Origin of the sequence: Methylobacterium sp. SD274 (assembly GCF_017355285.1) — a bacterium.
GTDB lineage: Bacteria > Pseudomonadota > Alphaproteobacteria > Rhizobiales > Beijerinckiaceae > Methylobacterium.
This window is the reverse complement of sequence record NZ_JADIJP010000032.1, coordinates 38,351-53,343: the sequence shown is the minus strand read 5'-3', so window position 1 is coordinate 53,343 and position 14,993 is coordinate 38,351. Positions and strand designations below refer to the sequence as shown.

At 67.0% G+C, this 14,993-nt stretch carries 14 protein-coding genes; 2 read left to right on the top strand and 12 right to left on the bottom strand.

All coding sequences use genetic code 11. The features are described 5' to 3' along the window. Nucleotides 1–344: 344 nt before the first annotated feature. Entirely contained in the window at nucleotides 345–1,562 is a 1,218-nt protein-coding gene (locus IPV08_RS21050; protein WP_056454367.1) for an MFS transporter, read from the bottom strand. A 105-nt stretch (nucleotides 1,563–1,667) separates the two neighbouring features. On the opposite strand from IPV08_RS21050, the gene IPV08_RS21045 reads away from it, so the two are divergent. Then, nucleotides 1,668–2,120: a helix-turn-helix domain-containing protein gene (locus tag IPV08_RS21045; RefSeq protein WP_056434726.1), complete on the top strand. Its 453-nt coding sequence runs from the start codon at nucleotides 1,668–1,670 to the stop codon at nucleotides 2,118–2,120. A gap of 471 nt (nucleotides 2,121–2,591) precedes the next feature. Here IPV08_RS21045 and phoB read toward each other — a convergent pair whose 3' ends face one another. The 6 genes from phoB to pstS all read right to left on the bottom strand — a co-directional run bounded on the left by phoB (nucleotide 2,592) and on the right by pstS (nucleotide 8,118). Then, nucleotides 2,592–3,293: a phosphate regulon transcriptional regulator PhoB gene (gene phoB / locus IPV08_RS21040; RefSeq protein ID WP_056434508.1), complete on the bottom strand. Its 702-nt coding sequence runs from the start codon at nucleotides 3,291–3,293 to the stop codon at nucleotides 2,592–2,594. 88 nt (nucleotides 3,294–3,381) lie between these two features. Continuing rightward, entirely contained in the window at nucleotides 3,382–4,107 is a 726-nt protein-coding gene (gene phoU / locus IPV08_RS21035; RefSeq protein WP_056434510.1) for a phosphate signaling complex protein PhoU, read from the bottom strand. Between the two features lie 86 nt (nucleotides 4,108–4,193). Continuing rightward, on the bottom strand, nucleotides 4,194–5,012 hold the full coding sequence (pstB, locus tag IPV08_RS21030; protein WP_056434512.1) for a phosphate ABC transporter ATP-binding protein PstB: 819 nt from the start codon (nucleotides 5,010–5,012) through the stop codon (nucleotides 4,194–4,196). A 46-nt stretch (nucleotides 5,013–5,058) separates the two neighbouring features. Then, nucleotides 5,059–5,952, bottom strand: a complete 894-nt coding sequence (pstA, locus tag IPV08_RS21025; RefSeq protein ID WP_056434514.1) for a phosphate ABC transporter permease PstA — start codon at nucleotides 5,950–5,952, stop codon at nucleotides 5,059–5,061. Nucleotides 5,953–5,969: 17 nt separating this feature from the next. Next, complete coding sequence (gene pstC / locus IPV08_RS21020; protein ID WP_056434516.1) at nucleotides 5,970–6,944, bottom strand: phosphate ABC transporter permease subunit PstC; 975 nt, start codon at nucleotides 6,942–6,944, stop codon at nucleotides 5,970–5,972. Nucleotides 6,945–7,083: 139 nt separating this feature from the next. Beyond that, nucleotides 7,084–8,118 (bottom strand): phosphate ABC transporter substrate-binding protein PstS, encoded by a 1,035-nt coding sequence (gene pstS / locus IPV08_RS21015; protein ID WP_056434518.1) that lies wholly within the window; start codon nucleotides 8,116–8,118, stop codon nucleotides 7,084–7,086. A gap of 308 nt (nucleotides 8,119–8,426) precedes the next feature. Between pstS and IPV08_RS21010 the strand changes: the two genes are divergently transcribed. Beyond that, nucleotides 8,427–8,660 (top strand): hypothetical protein, encoded by a 234-nt coding sequence (locus IPV08_RS21010; RefSeq protein ID WP_056434520.1) that lies wholly within the window; start codon nucleotides 8,427–8,429, stop codon nucleotides 8,658–8,660. Nucleotides 8,661–8,682: 22 nt separating this feature from the next. Here the strand turns inward: IPV08_RS21010 and IPV08_RS21005 are convergent, their stop codons facing one another. From IPV08_RS21005 to ftsZ, 5 genes are all read right to left on the bottom strand, one after another. After that, nucleotides 8,683–8,892: a hypothetical protein gene (locus IPV08_RS21005; RefSeq protein WP_056434523.1), complete on the bottom strand. Its 210-nt coding sequence runs from the start codon at nucleotides 8,890–8,892 to the stop codon at nucleotides 8,683–8,685. 98 nt (nucleotides 8,893–8,990) lie between these two features. Further along, nucleotides 8,991–10,664, bottom strand: a complete 1,674-nt coding sequence (gene recN, locus IPV08_RS21000) for a DNA repair protein RecN (RefSeq protein WP_056434525.1) — start codon at nucleotides 10,662–10,664, stop codon at nucleotides 8,991–8,993. Between the two features lie 164 nt (nucleotides 10,665–10,828). Then, a complete protein-coding gene (locus tag IPV08_RS20995) occupies nucleotides 10,829–11,707 on the bottom strand; it encodes an outer membrane protein assembly factor BamD (protein WP_056434527.1) in 879 nt (292 codons plus the stop codon). A gap of 221 nt (nucleotides 11,708–11,928) precedes the next feature. Further along, nucleotides 11,929–12,876, bottom strand: coding sequence for a UDP-3-O-acyl-N-acetylglucosamine deacetylase (gene lpxC / locus IPV08_RS20990; protein WP_056434528.1), 948 nt, complete (start codon nucleotides 12,874–12,876; stop codon nucleotides 11,929–11,931). Between the two features lie 316 nt (nucleotides 12,877–13,192). After that, nucleotides 13,193–14,947: a cell division protein FtsZ gene (gene ftsZ / locus IPV08_RS20985; RefSeq protein WP_056434530.1), complete on the bottom strand. Its 1,755-nt coding sequence runs from the start codon at nucleotides 14,945–14,947 to the stop codon at nucleotides 13,193–13,195. Nucleotides 14,948–14,993: the final 46 nt, after the last annotated feature.

The window sequence follows — 14,993 nt, the reverse complement described above, 5'->3', positions numbered from 1 at the left end:
GGATGCGAACCGGGTGCGTGCGATGAACGCGGTGAGCGACCTGGCGCGGGCCCACCGCGAGCAGACGGAGACGCTCCGGCGTATGGAGACGGTCCAGCGCGACCGGGCCCGAGCGGAGGACAGAACCCGGCGCAACGCCGAGCGGGACAGCCGTTCGATGCGCCGCCTCGACCGCTGAGCCGGCATCGACGGCAACTTGGCGCCTTCCTCCGTTACCCGCGCCCTGTCGTCATCAAACTTTGATGGTTGGTACCCGCCCCGAGCGTCCGAGATGGGTGATGGGCGGACCGGCAGTTCTCCGCGATGATCGAGGATGGAGCTGCCGTTTCGGTTGGATCACCGAGTTACGTTCGACATGTCCGCACCGCGCGCAAGGTGAACAGCCACACGAGCAGGGCCGCAGCGCTGAACGTCGCTCCGAGCGCCGAGACACCGGGCCAGCCAGCCCGGGCATAGATGGACGTCGCGGCAGCGGCGCCGAGGGCGCTGCCCACTGAATAGAACACCATGTAGCCGCCGATGAGCCGGCTGCTGGCTTCGGGACGCAGGGAGACGATGAGGCTCTGGTTCGTGACATGAACGGCCTGCACGGCGAGATCGAGCAGGACGACGCCAAAGATCAGGGCCGGAATCGATACCGGCAGCAGCGCAATCGGCGCCCACGATACGAGCAGGAGCATAAGAGCTAAGCCTGTCGTCCATTGACCGTGGCCCCTGTCCGCGAGCCGCCCGGCCCCCGTCGCGGCCATCGCTCCCGCCAGGCCTACGAGGCCGAACAGGCCGATCCAGGTATGGGAATAGGAGAAGGGCGGCACACTGAGCGGCAGCACCAGCGCGGTCCAGAATGTGCTGAACGACGCAAAGATCAGAAGCGCCAGAACACCGCGAACCAGCAAGACCGGCTCGCTGAGGAACAGGATGGGGACCGAGCGAAGTGCAGCGACGTAGCTGCCGGTTCCGGCCGGGATCCGATGCCGTGGCAGGACGCGCACGAGCAGGCCGACGAGGGCGAGCGACAGGATCGCGGAGACCAGATAGACCGCTCGCCAGCCACCGATATCGGCCAGTATCCCGGCCGCGAAGCGCGCCGCCAGGATGCCGATCACGATGCCGCTCGTGACCGTACCGACCACGCGACCTCGTTCGGTCGGTGTCGCGAGCGTCGCGGCGAATGCGACCAGGACCTGAACCACGACGGCGAGCAACCCAACCGCCGCCATGCCGGTGAACAGAATCGCTCCGGTCTCGGCCGTGGCCACCGCCACCAGCGCGAGCACCGACAGAAGCCCCTGGCCGAGGATGAGGCGACGGCGGTCGATGAGATCGCCGAGCGGCACGATGAAGATCAAGCCCAGCCCGTAGCCGACCTGGGTCAGGGTCACCACGAGCCCGATCGCGGCAGGCGAGATGCCGAACTCCTGCGCCATCGCATCGAGCAGGGGCTGGGCGTAGTAGATGTTCGCGACGCTCAAGCCGGCGGCGACGGCGAAAATCAGGATCGTTGTCCTGGGCAATGCCCCCTCCGGCTCGGTAGAGGTTCGCTCATCTTTTCCGTGCGGCATGGCGGTCCTGTCGATGACATCCAATCTGGTTTCATCTTGAGACCACTTGTGACCGGCCCATTCCAGTTCTAAATTGAGACTAGTTTGGAACGGGAGCGTACCTTCGTGGCAAAGCGCGTCAGCCTCTGGAACGCCGGGTGCCCGGTTGCGCGCGCGCTCGATGTCATTGGCGACTGGTGGTCGCTCCTCATCATCCGCGATGCTTTCGACGGTGTGAGGCGCTTCAGTGAGTTCCAGACTGGTCTCGGCATCGCCAAGGGTATGCTGGCGACCCGCCTTCGCGACCTGACCGAACGGGGAATTCTGGAGACGGCGCCCGCCTCGGACGGGACCGCCTACCGGGAATACGTCCTGACCGAGAAGGGGCGCGGCCTTTTCCTCGTCATCGTCGCGCTTCGACAATGGGGGGAGGCTCATCTCTATGAGCCGACCGATCGCCGGTCTCGCTTGGTCGATCGTGAAGTCGGGGCTCCGGTCGCTCAACTCGTATTGCGATCCGCCGATGACCGTCGTCTCGGTTGGTATGACACGCGGGTGTTGAAGCCCGACGTCACCTGACAAGGTGACGTAGCGACGTCGAAAGCGGATAAACCGCATGTTGGAGCGGTCGTTTCCGCCCATGATCAATGTCCGCTCTCAGCGGATGGCGGCAGCCGCAGGGCCCGTCGACGTCGGGTCGAAAGCGGACCCGGCAGCGGGCACCAAACGTCGGAGTTCCGCCAGCAGGTCTGACGGATTCAGACATCTGCCCGACGGCTGTTCCCTCTATCCAGGAAGATTCGACAGGCGCGACCGCCACCCGTCCCCTGGAAAAGGAGGGGAACTCATGCTGCCCGCCAGATGGGTGAATGCCTGAGCCCCCCGGGGCGAGCACATGCCGGAACGGACAGACGTCCGAGATCGAACGCGATATCTCGTGGCGGCCGGAATGGCATCGGTTCGCGAGTATCGCCCGGAGGCAAGGCCACCCGCCGTCGTCATGAAGGGGACGCTCGTTCCGGACGGAGCGGCGCGAAGCCGGCCGTGGCCTCACTCGTCCGTGGAGAACATCTCGTCGAAGGAATAGCCGGAGCCGCGCACGGTGCGGATCGGGTCGCTCTGGCGCGGGCGGTTGATCGCCTTGCGCAGGCGGCCCACATGGACGTCCACCGTGCGCTCGTCGATATAGACGTCGTGGCCCCAGACCCCGTCGAGCAGCTGCTCGCGCGAGAACACGCGGCCGGGGCTCTGCATCAGGAATTCGAGGAGCTTGAACTCGGTGGGCCCGAGATGGATCTCGCGGCCCTGCCGCCGGATGCGGTGGCTGACCCGGTCGAGTTCGATATTGCCGGCCACCAGCAGGTCCGACACATGGGTCGGCTTGGCCCGCCGCAGGAGCGCACGCACCCGCGCGAGGAGCTCGGGCACCGAGAACGGCTTGACGATGTAATCGTCGGCGCCGGTGCCGAGGCCGCGGATGCGGTCGCCCTCCTCGCCCCGCGCCGTCAGCATGATCACCGGCAGCCGCTCGGTCTCCCGCCGTGCGCGGATGCGGCGGCACAGCTCGATGCCGGACAGGCCGGGCATCATCCAATCGAGCAGGACGAGATCGGGAACCTGCTCCTGAAGGCGCAGATCGGCCTCGTCGCCCCGCGCGGCGGAATCGACGACGAAGCCCTCCGCTTCCAGGTTGTAGCGGAGGAGGAGAGTGAGGGCCTCCTCGTCCTCGACGATCAGGATGCGCGTGTTCATGCGGATGTTTTCAGGGTGATGGCGACCGTCCCGGATGGACGCGACGGCCGCGCCGAGCGTGTGCTGGAGCGGCCGGCAGGGGCAGCGATCAGGCGCTGGCGGGCATCGACACGGTGGCGTAGTTCGACGCGTCGTTCTTCGGGCGGTCCCGCTCGGCGAGCTCGTTCGTGCCGGTGACGAGATAATGGATCGTCTCGGCGATGTTGGTGGTGTGATCGCCGATCCGCTCGATGTTCTTGGCGCAGAACAGGAGATGCGTGCAGAACGAGATGTTGCGCGGATCTTCCATCATGTAGGTCAGCAGCTCGCGGAAGAGCGAGTTGTAGAGGGCGTCGATGGAATCGTCGCGCTCCCACACGTCGAGGGCGGCCTTCACGTCCTGGCTGCCATAGGCGTCGAGGACGTCCTTCAGCTGCTCCTGCACCAGATCGCCCATATGCTGGACGCCGATGACGATCTTCTGCGGCTGGATCTGATCGGCGATGGCGACCACACGCTTGGCGACGTTCTTGGACAGGTCGCCGATCCGCTCGAGATCGTTCGACACGCGGATCGCCGATACCGTCTCGCGCAGGTCGATGGACAGCGGCTGGCGCTTGGCGATGAGCAGGATCGCCCGCTCCTCGACCTCGTGCTGGATCGCGTCGAGACGCTTGTCGGCGGCGATGACAGCCTGCGCCAGGGGCACGTCCCGGCGCACCAGGGCATTGCCGGAATCGGTCATCATCTTCTCGGCGATCCCGCCCATCTCGGAAATCGAGCGGCGCAGGTTTTCCAGTTCCGTGTCGTAGGAACTGACGATGTGGTTGGGCATGCTCGCACTCCTCGACCGAGGCCGCCCCTGGCAGCCCGCATCGCATAGGATCGGGACCGGTGCCGCGGAACGCGGCCCCGGCGGGCTCAGCCGAAGCGGCCGGTGATGTAGTCCTGGGTCTGGCGCTTCTCGGGGTTCATGAAGATCCGTGTCGTCGGGCCGAACTCGACCAGTTCGCCAAGATACATGAACGCCGTGAACTGCGAGATGCGCGCGGCCTGCTGCATGTTGTGGGTCACGATGACGATCGTGAATTCCGAGCGCAGCTGCTCGATCAGCTCCTCGATGCGGCCCGTGGAGATCGGGTCGAGGGCCGAGGTCGGCTCGTCGAACAGGATCACCTCGGGACGCTGGGCGACGGTGCGGGCGATGCAGAGACGCTGCTGCTGACCGCCGGAGAGACCCATGCCGGATTGCTTGAGCTTGTCCTTCACCTCGTCCCAGAGGGCGGCCTTGCGCAAGGATTCCTCGACGCGCACGTCGAGATCGGCCTTGGGCAGCTTCTCGTAGAGACGCAGGCCGAAGGCGACGTTGTCGTAGATCGACATCGGGAAGGGCGTCGGCTTCTGGAACACCATGCCGATGCGCGAGCGCAGCTCGTTCAGATCGACCTTCGAATCGAGCACGTTCTGCCCGTCGAGGAGGATCTCACCCTCGGCGCGCTGCTCCGGATAGAGGCTGTAGATGCGGTTGAAGGTCCGCAGCAGGGTCGACTTCCCGCAGCCCGACGGGCCGATCAGGGCAGTGACCTGGCGGTCGTGGAAGTTGAGGTTGACCGACTTCAGGCCGTGGAACGAGCCGTAATAGAAGTTCAGGTCCTTCACGGCGATGCGGATGGGGGCCTGATCGTCGGCCTGGTGGCGACCGGTCAGCTGGGCCTGCGTGATCGCGGGAGCGGCGTTCATCGGATGCGTGTCCTTGTCGAAAACGGGGTGGGACGGGGGCGCGGGATCAGCGCGCCCGCTCGCTCTTGATGACGAAGCGGGCCACGATCGACAGGGCGAGGATCGTAGCGGTGATGAGGAGGGCGCCGGCCCAGGCGAGCTGCTGCCAGTTCGAGTAGGGCGAGAGCGCGAACTGGTAGATCATCACCGGAAGGTTCGGGATGCCGCCCATGAGGTTGGGCGAGAACCAGCTGTTGTTGTTGAGCGCGGTGAAGAGCAGCGGCGCGGTCTCGCCGGCGATGCGGGCGAGCGCCAGGATGATGCCGGTGACGATGCCGGCGCTGGCGCCGCGCCAGGTGATGCTCTTGATGACGATGGAGGGCGGGGCACCGAGGGCCGCGCCGGCCTCGCGCAGGGTCGAGGGCACGAGGCGCAGCATGTCCTCGGTGGTGCGCACGATCACCGGGGTGGCGATGATGGCGAGAGCCACGCCGCCGGCCCAGCCCGAATAGGTCCCCATCGGCCGCACCATCAGCGTGTAGACGAACAGGCCGATGAGGATCGAGGGGGCCGAGAGCAGGATGTCGTTGAGGAAGCGAATCACGTCGGCGAGCTTCGAGTTGCGGCCGTACTCGGCGAGATAGGTCCCGGCCATGACACCCACCGGCGTCGCGATGACGATGCCGATGAGAGTGAGGACCAGGCTGCCGAGGATGGCGTTGGCGATGCCGCCGCCTTCGGAGCCAGGGCCCGGCGTCGGCTCAGTGAAGAGCAGCGGCGAGAAGCCCTTCATGCCCTCGACGATGAGCATGAGCAGGATCGAGCCCAGCACGACGATACCGATCAGCGTGGCGACGGTGCTGCCGACGATGAGGAGCTTGTCGGCGACCCGGCGGCTCGACCGGACCCGGCTGACACGCGCCGGGGCCGCGGTTGTGGGGAGAGTGGTGACGGCGTCCATGATTCGGGCTCCCGGGGTCAGGCGACCTTCACGCGCCGGACGAGCAGGCGTGCGATGATCAGGACGATGAAGGTGATGATGAAGAGGATGCAGCCGAGCGCCATCAGCGAGTTGAGCTGCAGGCCGTCGGCCTCGTTGAACTCGTTGGCGATGCGCGAGGCGATGGTGGAGCCGGGATCGAAGATCGAACCGGAGAGGCGGTTGGCGTTACCGATGACGAAGGTCACCGCCATGGTCTCGCCGAGCGCGCGGCCGAGGCCGAGCATGACCGCGCCGATGATCGAGACCGAGGCCTGCGGCACCAGCACGTGGCGCACGACCTCCCAGGTGGTGCAGCCGATGCCATAGGCGCTCTCGCGCAGCACGGTGGGGATCTGGTCGAGCATGTCGCGGGTGATCGAGGCGACGAAGGGCACGATCATGATCGCCAGGATGATGCCGGCGGTGAGGATGCCGACGCCCGAGGGGACGCGGGCGTAGAACAGCGTGCCGACGATGGGCATGCCCTCCACTACGCTCGAGACCGGCATCTGCACGTAATGGGCGAAGAGCGGGGCGAAGATGAACAGGCCCCACATGCCGTAGATGATGCTCGGCACCGAGGCGAGGAGCTCGATCGTCATCGAGACGGGCTTGCGCGCCCAGCCGGGGCAGAGCTGCGTGAGGTAGACCGCGATGCCGATGGAGATCGGCACGCCGATGAGGAGGGCGAGGACGGCCGAGACCAGGGTGCCGACGATGGCGACGAGAGCGCCGTACTGCTCCTGGCCGATGTTCCAGGAGCTGGAGGTGATGAAGCCGAGGCCGAATTCCGCGAAGGCCGGCCAGCCGCCATAGGCGATCGAGGCGAGGATGCCCGCGAGGAAGAGGAGGACCAGCAGCGCCGACGCGTAGGAGGCGGCGCGGAAGAGCTGGTCGCCGAGGCCGCCCGGCTTCTTGCGAGCGGGGGAGCCCGTGCGGGCCAGCGAAATCTGTTCAGTCAAGGCGGCCATCCGACGTCTACTTCTTCACCTTGAGGGGTCGTATCGCGTGGGGAGACGGGTGGCGAGGTGTGTCGCCATGTCTTCTCGTGGAGCAGGCCCGACGCTTTCGCCGGGCCTGAGAGGGTGGTTCGGTCCGTGAGGACGTGCCTTAGAAGACGGGCTTGCCGTCCTTGCCCTTGATTTCCTTCCACTCGCTGTGGACGAGGGCGACGACGTTGTCGGGCAGCGGCACGTAGTCGAGATCGACGGCGAGCTTGTCGCCGTTCTTGTAGGCCCAATCGAAGAACTTGAGCACTTCCGCGGACTTGGCGGCGTCGGCCGGCTCTTTGTAGACGAGGATGAAGGTGGCCGCGGTGATCGGCCAGGCTTCGTCGCCGGCCTGGTTCACGAGGGAGATGCCGAAGCCGGGAGCGGCCTTCCAATCGGCGGAGGCGGCGGCGGCCTGGAACGCCTTGTCATCCGGGGCCGGGAACTTGCCGGCCTTGTTCTGGATCAGGGTGTGGCTGAGCTTGTTCTGCTTGGCGTAGGCCGATTCCACGTAGCCGATGGAGTTCGCGACCTGCTTGACGGTGGCGGTAACGCCCTCGTTGCCCTTGCCACCCTGGCCGGCGGGCCAGCTGACCGTAGTGGCCGCACCGAATTCCTTCTTCCAGCTCTCGGAGACCGCGCTGAGATAGGTGGTGAAGATGCTGGTCGTGCCGGAGGCATCCGAACGGTAGACCGGGGTGATCGGCGCGTCGGGGAGCTTCAGGCCGTTGTTGAGGGCAGCGATCTTGGGGTCGCTCCACTTGGTGATCTTGTTCGCATAGATGTCGGCGACGAGTTCGCCGGTGAGCTTGAGCTTGCCCGGCTCGACGCCGGCGATGTTCACGACGGTGACGACGCCGCCCATGACGGTGGGGAACTGGACGAAGCCGTCCTTCTCAAGGGCGGGGCCCTTCAGCGGGGCGTCGGTGGCGCCGAAATCGACGGTCTTGGCCTGGATCTGCTTGATGCCGCCGCCGGAGCCGATGGACTGGTAGTTCAGGCCCGTGCCGGTATCCTTGCGGTAGGCTTCAGCCCATTTCGAATAGACCGGGAATGGGAAGGTCGCGCCGGCACCGGTGATGTCGGCGGCCTGGGCGACGGCGCCGAACTGTGCGGTCGCGAGCCCGATGGCGAGGGCGAAATGGAAGGGTTTCACGGTGGCTCTCCGTAATCTGTCCGGGCGCTGTACGTGCCGCGCTGCAAGAGCAATCCTGCTGCAGCGCACCGTTACCCGCCCGATCATGCTGGCTCTATGACGGAGCCATGACAGATCGATGACAGGAGCCGGCCGGCGACCGCTCGAGCGCTGTAGGACAGGGGGAAAACACGGTATGGACCGGGGCTCGAACGAGCGCGGCACGGTTTGACGGGCTCGTGCGTTATACGATTCGGCGATGTCGATGACGGAGCAGCCCGTCTCGCCAGCCGTCCTGGAAGGTCAGCATCTTGGAGAACGAATCGAGCATGACACCCGCCGGGGGTGATGGCGATGCCGATTTCCTCGCCCTGCACGAGCGCAGGGAGGACCTCGAACGCGACCTCGCTTTCGCCCAGCAGCGCCGTCAATTCGGGACCGATCCGGGCGAGGTGGAGAAGGCGGGCCAGGACGAGCGCGCCCTGCTGGCGGAGCTCGACGCGGTGATGACCCTGATCCGCGGCGCCGAGTATCAGCGCATGCCGGGAGCTCGCCGCTGGTAGCGGCGATCTCCGGAGAACGGGATCAGCCCACGCGGCGGCGATCGCGTTCCTTGTGCCGGAGGCGCAGGAGAAGGTCGATCTGACCGTCGGGGATCGGCTGCGTGTCGAACGTGTCTTCGTAGATCGCCCGAAGAGTGCCACCGAGATGGTGACGGGTCGGACTCGACAGGATCGGCATCCCATCCGCTTCGTTCACAGGCCGGGGATCGGTCTCACCGTCACCCAGATCCATCACGCGATCTCCCGATGTGCCGACGCGTTTCGCTAAGATTCCCTGCGTCGTGCTCGCATCATCAGCGAAGATGGTTAACCAAAGGTTAAGATCGCGCCTCACGCATCCGTGGATTGAAGAAGTCGCGCCGCCGCCGCGCGGGCCTCGTCGGTCACGGTGGCTCCAGCCAGCATCCGGGCGATCTCCTCGCGCCGCGCCGGGGCTTCGAGGGGCGAGACGCGGGTGGCGACCCGGTCGCGGCCCTTCACCGGGTCCTTGGCGATGAGGAAATGCGTCTCGGCCCGCGCGGCGACCTGAGGGGCATGGGTCACGGCCACGACCTGCACCCCGGCGGCGAGACGGGCGAGGCGGGCGCCGATGGCATCGGCCACCGCGCCGCCGACGCCGGTATCGATCTCGTCGAAGATCAGGGTCGGGGCCGAGCCCTTGTCGGCCAGCACCACCTTGAGGGCCAGCATGAAGCGGGAGAGCTCGCCGCCGGACGCCACCTTCATCATCGGGCCGGGCCGCGTTCCGGGATTGGTCTGGGCCCAGAACTCCACGCGCTCGTAGCCCGCCGGGTCCCGCGATTCGGGATCGGTGACGATCTCGGTGATGAAGCGGGCGCGCTCCAGCTTCAGGGGCGGTAATTCGGCCTTCACCGCGAGGTCGAGGGCCTTGGCGGCCTTGCGACGCCCCTCGCTGAGCTTGGTCGCGGCCTTGGCATAGGCGGCCTCGGCCTGGGCGAGGGTCGCCTCCAGGCCAGTGAGAGCCTCCTCGCCGGCATCGATGGCGGCCACATCCGCCTCGTAGCGCTGGCGCAGGGCGGCGAGGTCGTCCACCGGCACCTGATACTTGCGGGAGGCCGCACGGAGGGCGAACAGCCGCTCCTCGACCTGCTCCAACTCGCGCGGATCGAATTCCGATTCGCGCAACGCCGTGTCGAGAACGGAATGAGCCTCGTCGAGGGCGGCGAGCGCGGCATCCAGGGCGGCGATGCAGGGCTCGACCAGGGCCGGGATCTGGCTCGCCCGCCGCTCCAGCTTACGCATCGCCGAGGAGAGGTGGGACACGGCCGAATTCGGGCCGCCCGCCGCCTCGATCGCCTCGGTCAGCTCGCGGGCCACCTTCTCGCTCTGCTGCATGACCATGCGGCGCTCGGCCAGCGAGGTTTCCTCGCCGGCCTGGGGATCGAGCGTTTCGAGCTCCGAGGCCGCGTGGCGCAGGAAATCCACTTCCTTGCGGGCGGCCTCGACCCTGGCGCGATGCTCGGCCAGGGCGGAGCGGGCGGTGCGCACGCGCTTGGCCGCCTCCCCCACCGCCGCCAGGGGGGCGTGCAGGCCGCCGAACGCGTCGAGGATGGCGCGGTGTGTGCCGGGATCGGCCAAAGCACGATCGTCGTGCTGGCCGTGGATCTCCACGAGGGTGGCGCCGATGGCCCGCAGCACCTGCACGCCGACGGCCTGATCGTTGACGAAGGCGCGGGTACGGCCGTCCGCCATCTGCACCCGGCGCAGGATCAGGTCGCCCTCGGTGTCGATATCGGCCTCGGCCGCGAGGCGGCGGGCGGGATGGTCGAGGGGCACATCGAACACGGCGGTGACGCCGCCCTGCCCTTCGCCATGGCGCACCAGGCCGCCATCGCCGCGCCCGCCCAGGGCCAGCGCGAAGGCGTCGAGCAGGATCGACTTGCCCGCGCCGGTCTCCCCGGTCAGGACGCTGAGGCCTTCGCGGAAATTCAGGGCGAGCTTATCGATGAGAACGATGTCGCGGATCGCGAGCTGACTCAGCATGCCGCGGGTTTGGCCTCGTTGGATACGGTGGCCACGTCTTACGGCGAAGCGGCGGCGGCTTCACTCGAAAAATGGCCCGTGAACGAAAGCGTGTCGTCGCGGGCCGGATCGAGCGGCTAGGGCTCGTTTTTCGCCGAACCGGTATCCGCTTCGGCGTAGAGCGCTCAGCGCGCGTCGGCGGTGCGGCCGATGACGCCGCGATAGACCTTGCTGAGCCAGGAGGACTTCTCCTCGCGCGGCTCCAGGCCACCGTTCTGGAGGAGCGCGAACGCATCCTTGTACCAGGGGCTGTCGGGGAAGTTGTGGCCGAGCACGGCGGCGGCGGTCTGTGCCTCGGCGGTGATGCCGAGCGCCATGTAGGCCTCCACCAGACGCTCCAGCGCTTCCTCGGCGTGGCGGGTCGTCTGGTACTTGCTCACCACGTCGCGGAAGCGGTTGATCGCGGCGGGGAAGTTGCGGCGCTCCAGGTAGAACCGGCCGACTTCCATCTCCTTGCCGGCGAGCTGGTCGCGGGTGATCTGGATCTTGGCCTTGGCATCGGCCGCGTATTCGGAGGTCGGGTATTTCTGAACGAGCTCCTGCAGACCGGCCAGCGCCTTCTCGGAGCGGTCCTGGTCGCGGGTCACGTCGGGGATCTGCTTATAATGCGACATCGCCATCAGGTACTGGGCGTAGGCCGCATCCTTGCTCGCCGGATGGCGCTGCAGGTAGCGCTTCGAGGCGTTGATCGCGTCGTCGTATTTCTGGCCCTCGTAATTCGAGTAGGCCGTCATCAGCAGCGCTTTGCGCGACCAGTCCGAATACGCATAGGCCTTGTCGAGTTCGCCGAACTTCTTCGACGCGCCCTCGAAATCCTTGTCTTCCATCTTGGCCAAGCCCTCGCTGTAGAGCTTGTCGGCCGGGACGTCGGGAATGACCTCGGGCTTGTACTTCTCGGCGAAGGGATTGATCGAGTCGAGGGTGTCGCAGCCGCCGAGGCCGAGGCCGCAGAGCGCCAGGAGCACGAAAGCCGTCGCCCCGCGGTTACGATCGTTGAGACGCATTCCGGTTCCCCCAACAGATGCGCCCGGCAAGGGGGCCGCATCGTCAAGCCATACAAATGTCGGTCGAGCGGCTGACGGCACGGTGCCACGGCCCATGTGCCTCTATGGGGCACACGCGACCTCGCCTCTTGTCACGGACGCTTTACCAGTGGCGTCCGATTTGGGCGTGAAAGCGGCGGCCGAGAGGCTGACGCAATCGAAGCGAGGGTGTTGCTGAGAGGTTACAGGTCGCTGGCGAAGGCGGCGAGGCCGAGACCGACGCCGAATTCCGGGCGGGAGGTCTCGCGGCGGGCGCCGGCGGCTTCGAGGATCGTGTAGTTGGCGCGGTCGGCGAAGAGCGCGTCGAGGACGCCGACATTCATCCGGTGGCCGCCGCAATAGGAGCGGTAGGCGCCCTGGATCGGCAGGCCGGCGAGGGCCAAGTCGCCGACGGCATCGAGATACTTATGCCGCACGAACTCGTCGGCGTAGCGCAGGCCCTCGGGGTTGACGACGGCGTTGTCGCCGACCGCCACGGTGTTCTCGAGGGAGGCGCCGAGCGCGAAGCCGGCTTTCCAGTAGCGCTCCACGTCCTTCATCATGCCGAAGGTGCGGGCATTGGCGATTTCGCGGCGGTAGGAGGCGGGGTTCAGGTCCATCGCCTTGCGGCTGCGGCCGATCACCGGGTTCTCGAAGTCGATCTCCACGTCGAGGCGGAAGCCGCGGTCGATGGGGCGGAGTTCGGCGAAGGCGCGTCCTACCTCGATGCGGACGGTGCGGAGCACCTTGATCCAGCGGCGGGGCGCCCCACAGGTGGTGATGCCGATGGCGTCGATGGCTTCGACGTAGAGGCGGGCGCTGCCGTCCAGGATCGGCATTTCCGGCCCGTCGATCTCGACGAGGACGTTGTCGATGCCGAGCCCGTAGAGGGCGGACATCAGATGCTCGATGGTGGCGACCGCGCCGCTCTCCACGTCACCGATGACGGTGCACAACTCGGTGGCGGAGACGCAGGCGTGGTGGGCCTTGATGAGCCGGTCGTGACCGGTGGGCATTCCGGTACGGAGGAAGCAGATTCCGTGATTGGCCGCAGCGGGATGGAGAGTGATCTCCACCGGCTTGCCGGAATGGACGCCGATGCCACGAAGCGTGGCCGGGCCCTTGAGAGTTGTTTGTTGGTTCGTCCGCATTCCCTAGCCCTCGGCCGTGATCAGGCTCGCTCTCCCTGGATTACGGGATTGCGCCGCCTCTGCGATCCGTCCGCTGCTTGAAGCCCCTGCGAGCGCTGACGGCGAAACCGCCGCGCCTTTTTCGTTCCAAAAATCGTATACGCGGGGCCCGAAGCGTTAGCCAAATCACGCTTTCTTACGCTCTGTTACAGACACGCTTTCCGGAGACGTTCTGGATAACCGTTTTCGGTCAAGGACTTAAAACGAGGTTAAGCCCGGGGTCCTGAGACCCCGGGCTTGTTGCATAAACACCGCTACGGACGCTTAGCGTGGCGTTTCAGTTCGCCTGACGACGGAGGAAGGCCGGGATTTCGAGCTGGTCGTCATCTATCAGACGGGGCTGGGGAGCCACACGTCCCTGTGGATCGAGGTTGCCCTGAGCCGGACGGTAGGCCGGAGGAGCCGCAACGGGTGCCCGCTTGGCGTATTCCGGCTGGGGCGCCGGCTGCGGGGCAGGCGCGCGCATCTGCGGCAGCGGAGCGGTCTCGGCCTCCTCGCGGCGTCCGCCGAAGCCGACGGTGGCAAGGCGGCGCAGCAGCGTCATCCGCTTTGAATCCCCTGCCGGCTCGGCCGGCTCCACGGCGTTCCTGGCGCGAAGCTGAGCCTGGCCGGGCATCGGCAGATCCTGGATCTGCGGCATGCGCGGGGCGCGGGCCACCGCCACCGCCGGACGCGGCGGCACGAACGGGCCGGCGGCCTGCTGCACCGGGGCCGGAGCCTGGACCGGAGCCGGAGCCGGCTCGTAGGCCACGGCCGTCCGCGACGGCATCTGGGTCAGGACGACCTCGTCGTGAACGATCGGGGCGGCGGGAGCTTCCATGCGCACGGATTCGGGGGCCATGGCCGCCGGCTCGGACGCCACCGGGCGCGGGGCCTGCGGCTGGACCGGCGCCTGGGGCGCGGGGGCGTTGCCGGTCAGCGGCTGCTCTTGTCCGGGGGCACGAAAGGTGGGGGCGGGCTGTGCCGCCCTGGCCCTCGCTTCCGCACGCAGGCGCTCGGCCACTTCAGCGATCCGCTGCTCGGTCTGGACGATCTCGGGGTTGTTCTGCGAATGCGCGGTGATCAGCGCCGGCTCGATGCCGGTGGCGACCACGGAGACGCGGATGATGCCGTCGAGGCTCTCGTCGAACGTGGCGCCGAGGATGATGTTGGCGTCCGAATCCACCTCTTCGCGAATCCGCGTCGCGGCTTCGTCGAGCTCGTAGAGGGTGAGGTCGTTGCCGCCCGTGATCGAGATCAGCAGGCCGCGCGCGCCCTTCATCGACACGTCGTCGAGGAGCGGGTTGGCGATGGCGGCTTCGGCGGCGCGGTTGGCGCGCTTCTCGCCGGAGGCCTCGCCGGTGCCCATCATGGCCTTGCCCATGCCGCGCATGATCGCGCGGACGTCGGCGAAGTCGAGGTTGATGAGGCCTTCCTTGACCATCAGGTCGGTGATGCAGGCGACGCCCGAATAGAGCACCTGGTCGGCCATGGCGAAGGCGTCGGCGAAGGTGGTTTTCTCGTTGGCGACCCGGAACAGGTTCTGGTTCGGGATCACGATGAGGGTGTCGACGGCGGCCTGGAGCTCCTGGATGCCGGCTTCGGCGGTGCGCATGCGGCGCACGCCCTCGAACTGGAACGGCTTCGTGACGACGCCGACGGTGAGGATGCCCATGTCGCGGGCGGCGCGGGCGATGACCGGAGCCGCACCGGTGCCGGTGCCGCCGCCCATACCGGCGGTGATGAAGCACATGTGGGCGCCGGAGAGCTGGTCACGGATCTCGTCGATGACCTCGTCGGCGGCGGCCGAACCGACTTCGGGATGCGAGCCGGCGCCGAGGCCCTGCGTCACGCCGAGACCCATCTGGATCACGCGCTCGGCCTTGGAGGAGGTGAGCGCCTGGGCGTCGGTGTTGGCGACGACGAACTCGCAGCCGAGGAGGCCCGATTCGATCATGTTGTTGACGGCGTTGCCGCCGGCTCCGCCGACACCGAAGACGGTGATGCGGGGCTTGAGTTCGCGGATATCCGGCGCTTGCAGACTGATGGCCATGGTGTCGAGCCTCTCGTGCCTTTCACGTTTCATTTGACGGCCTCTC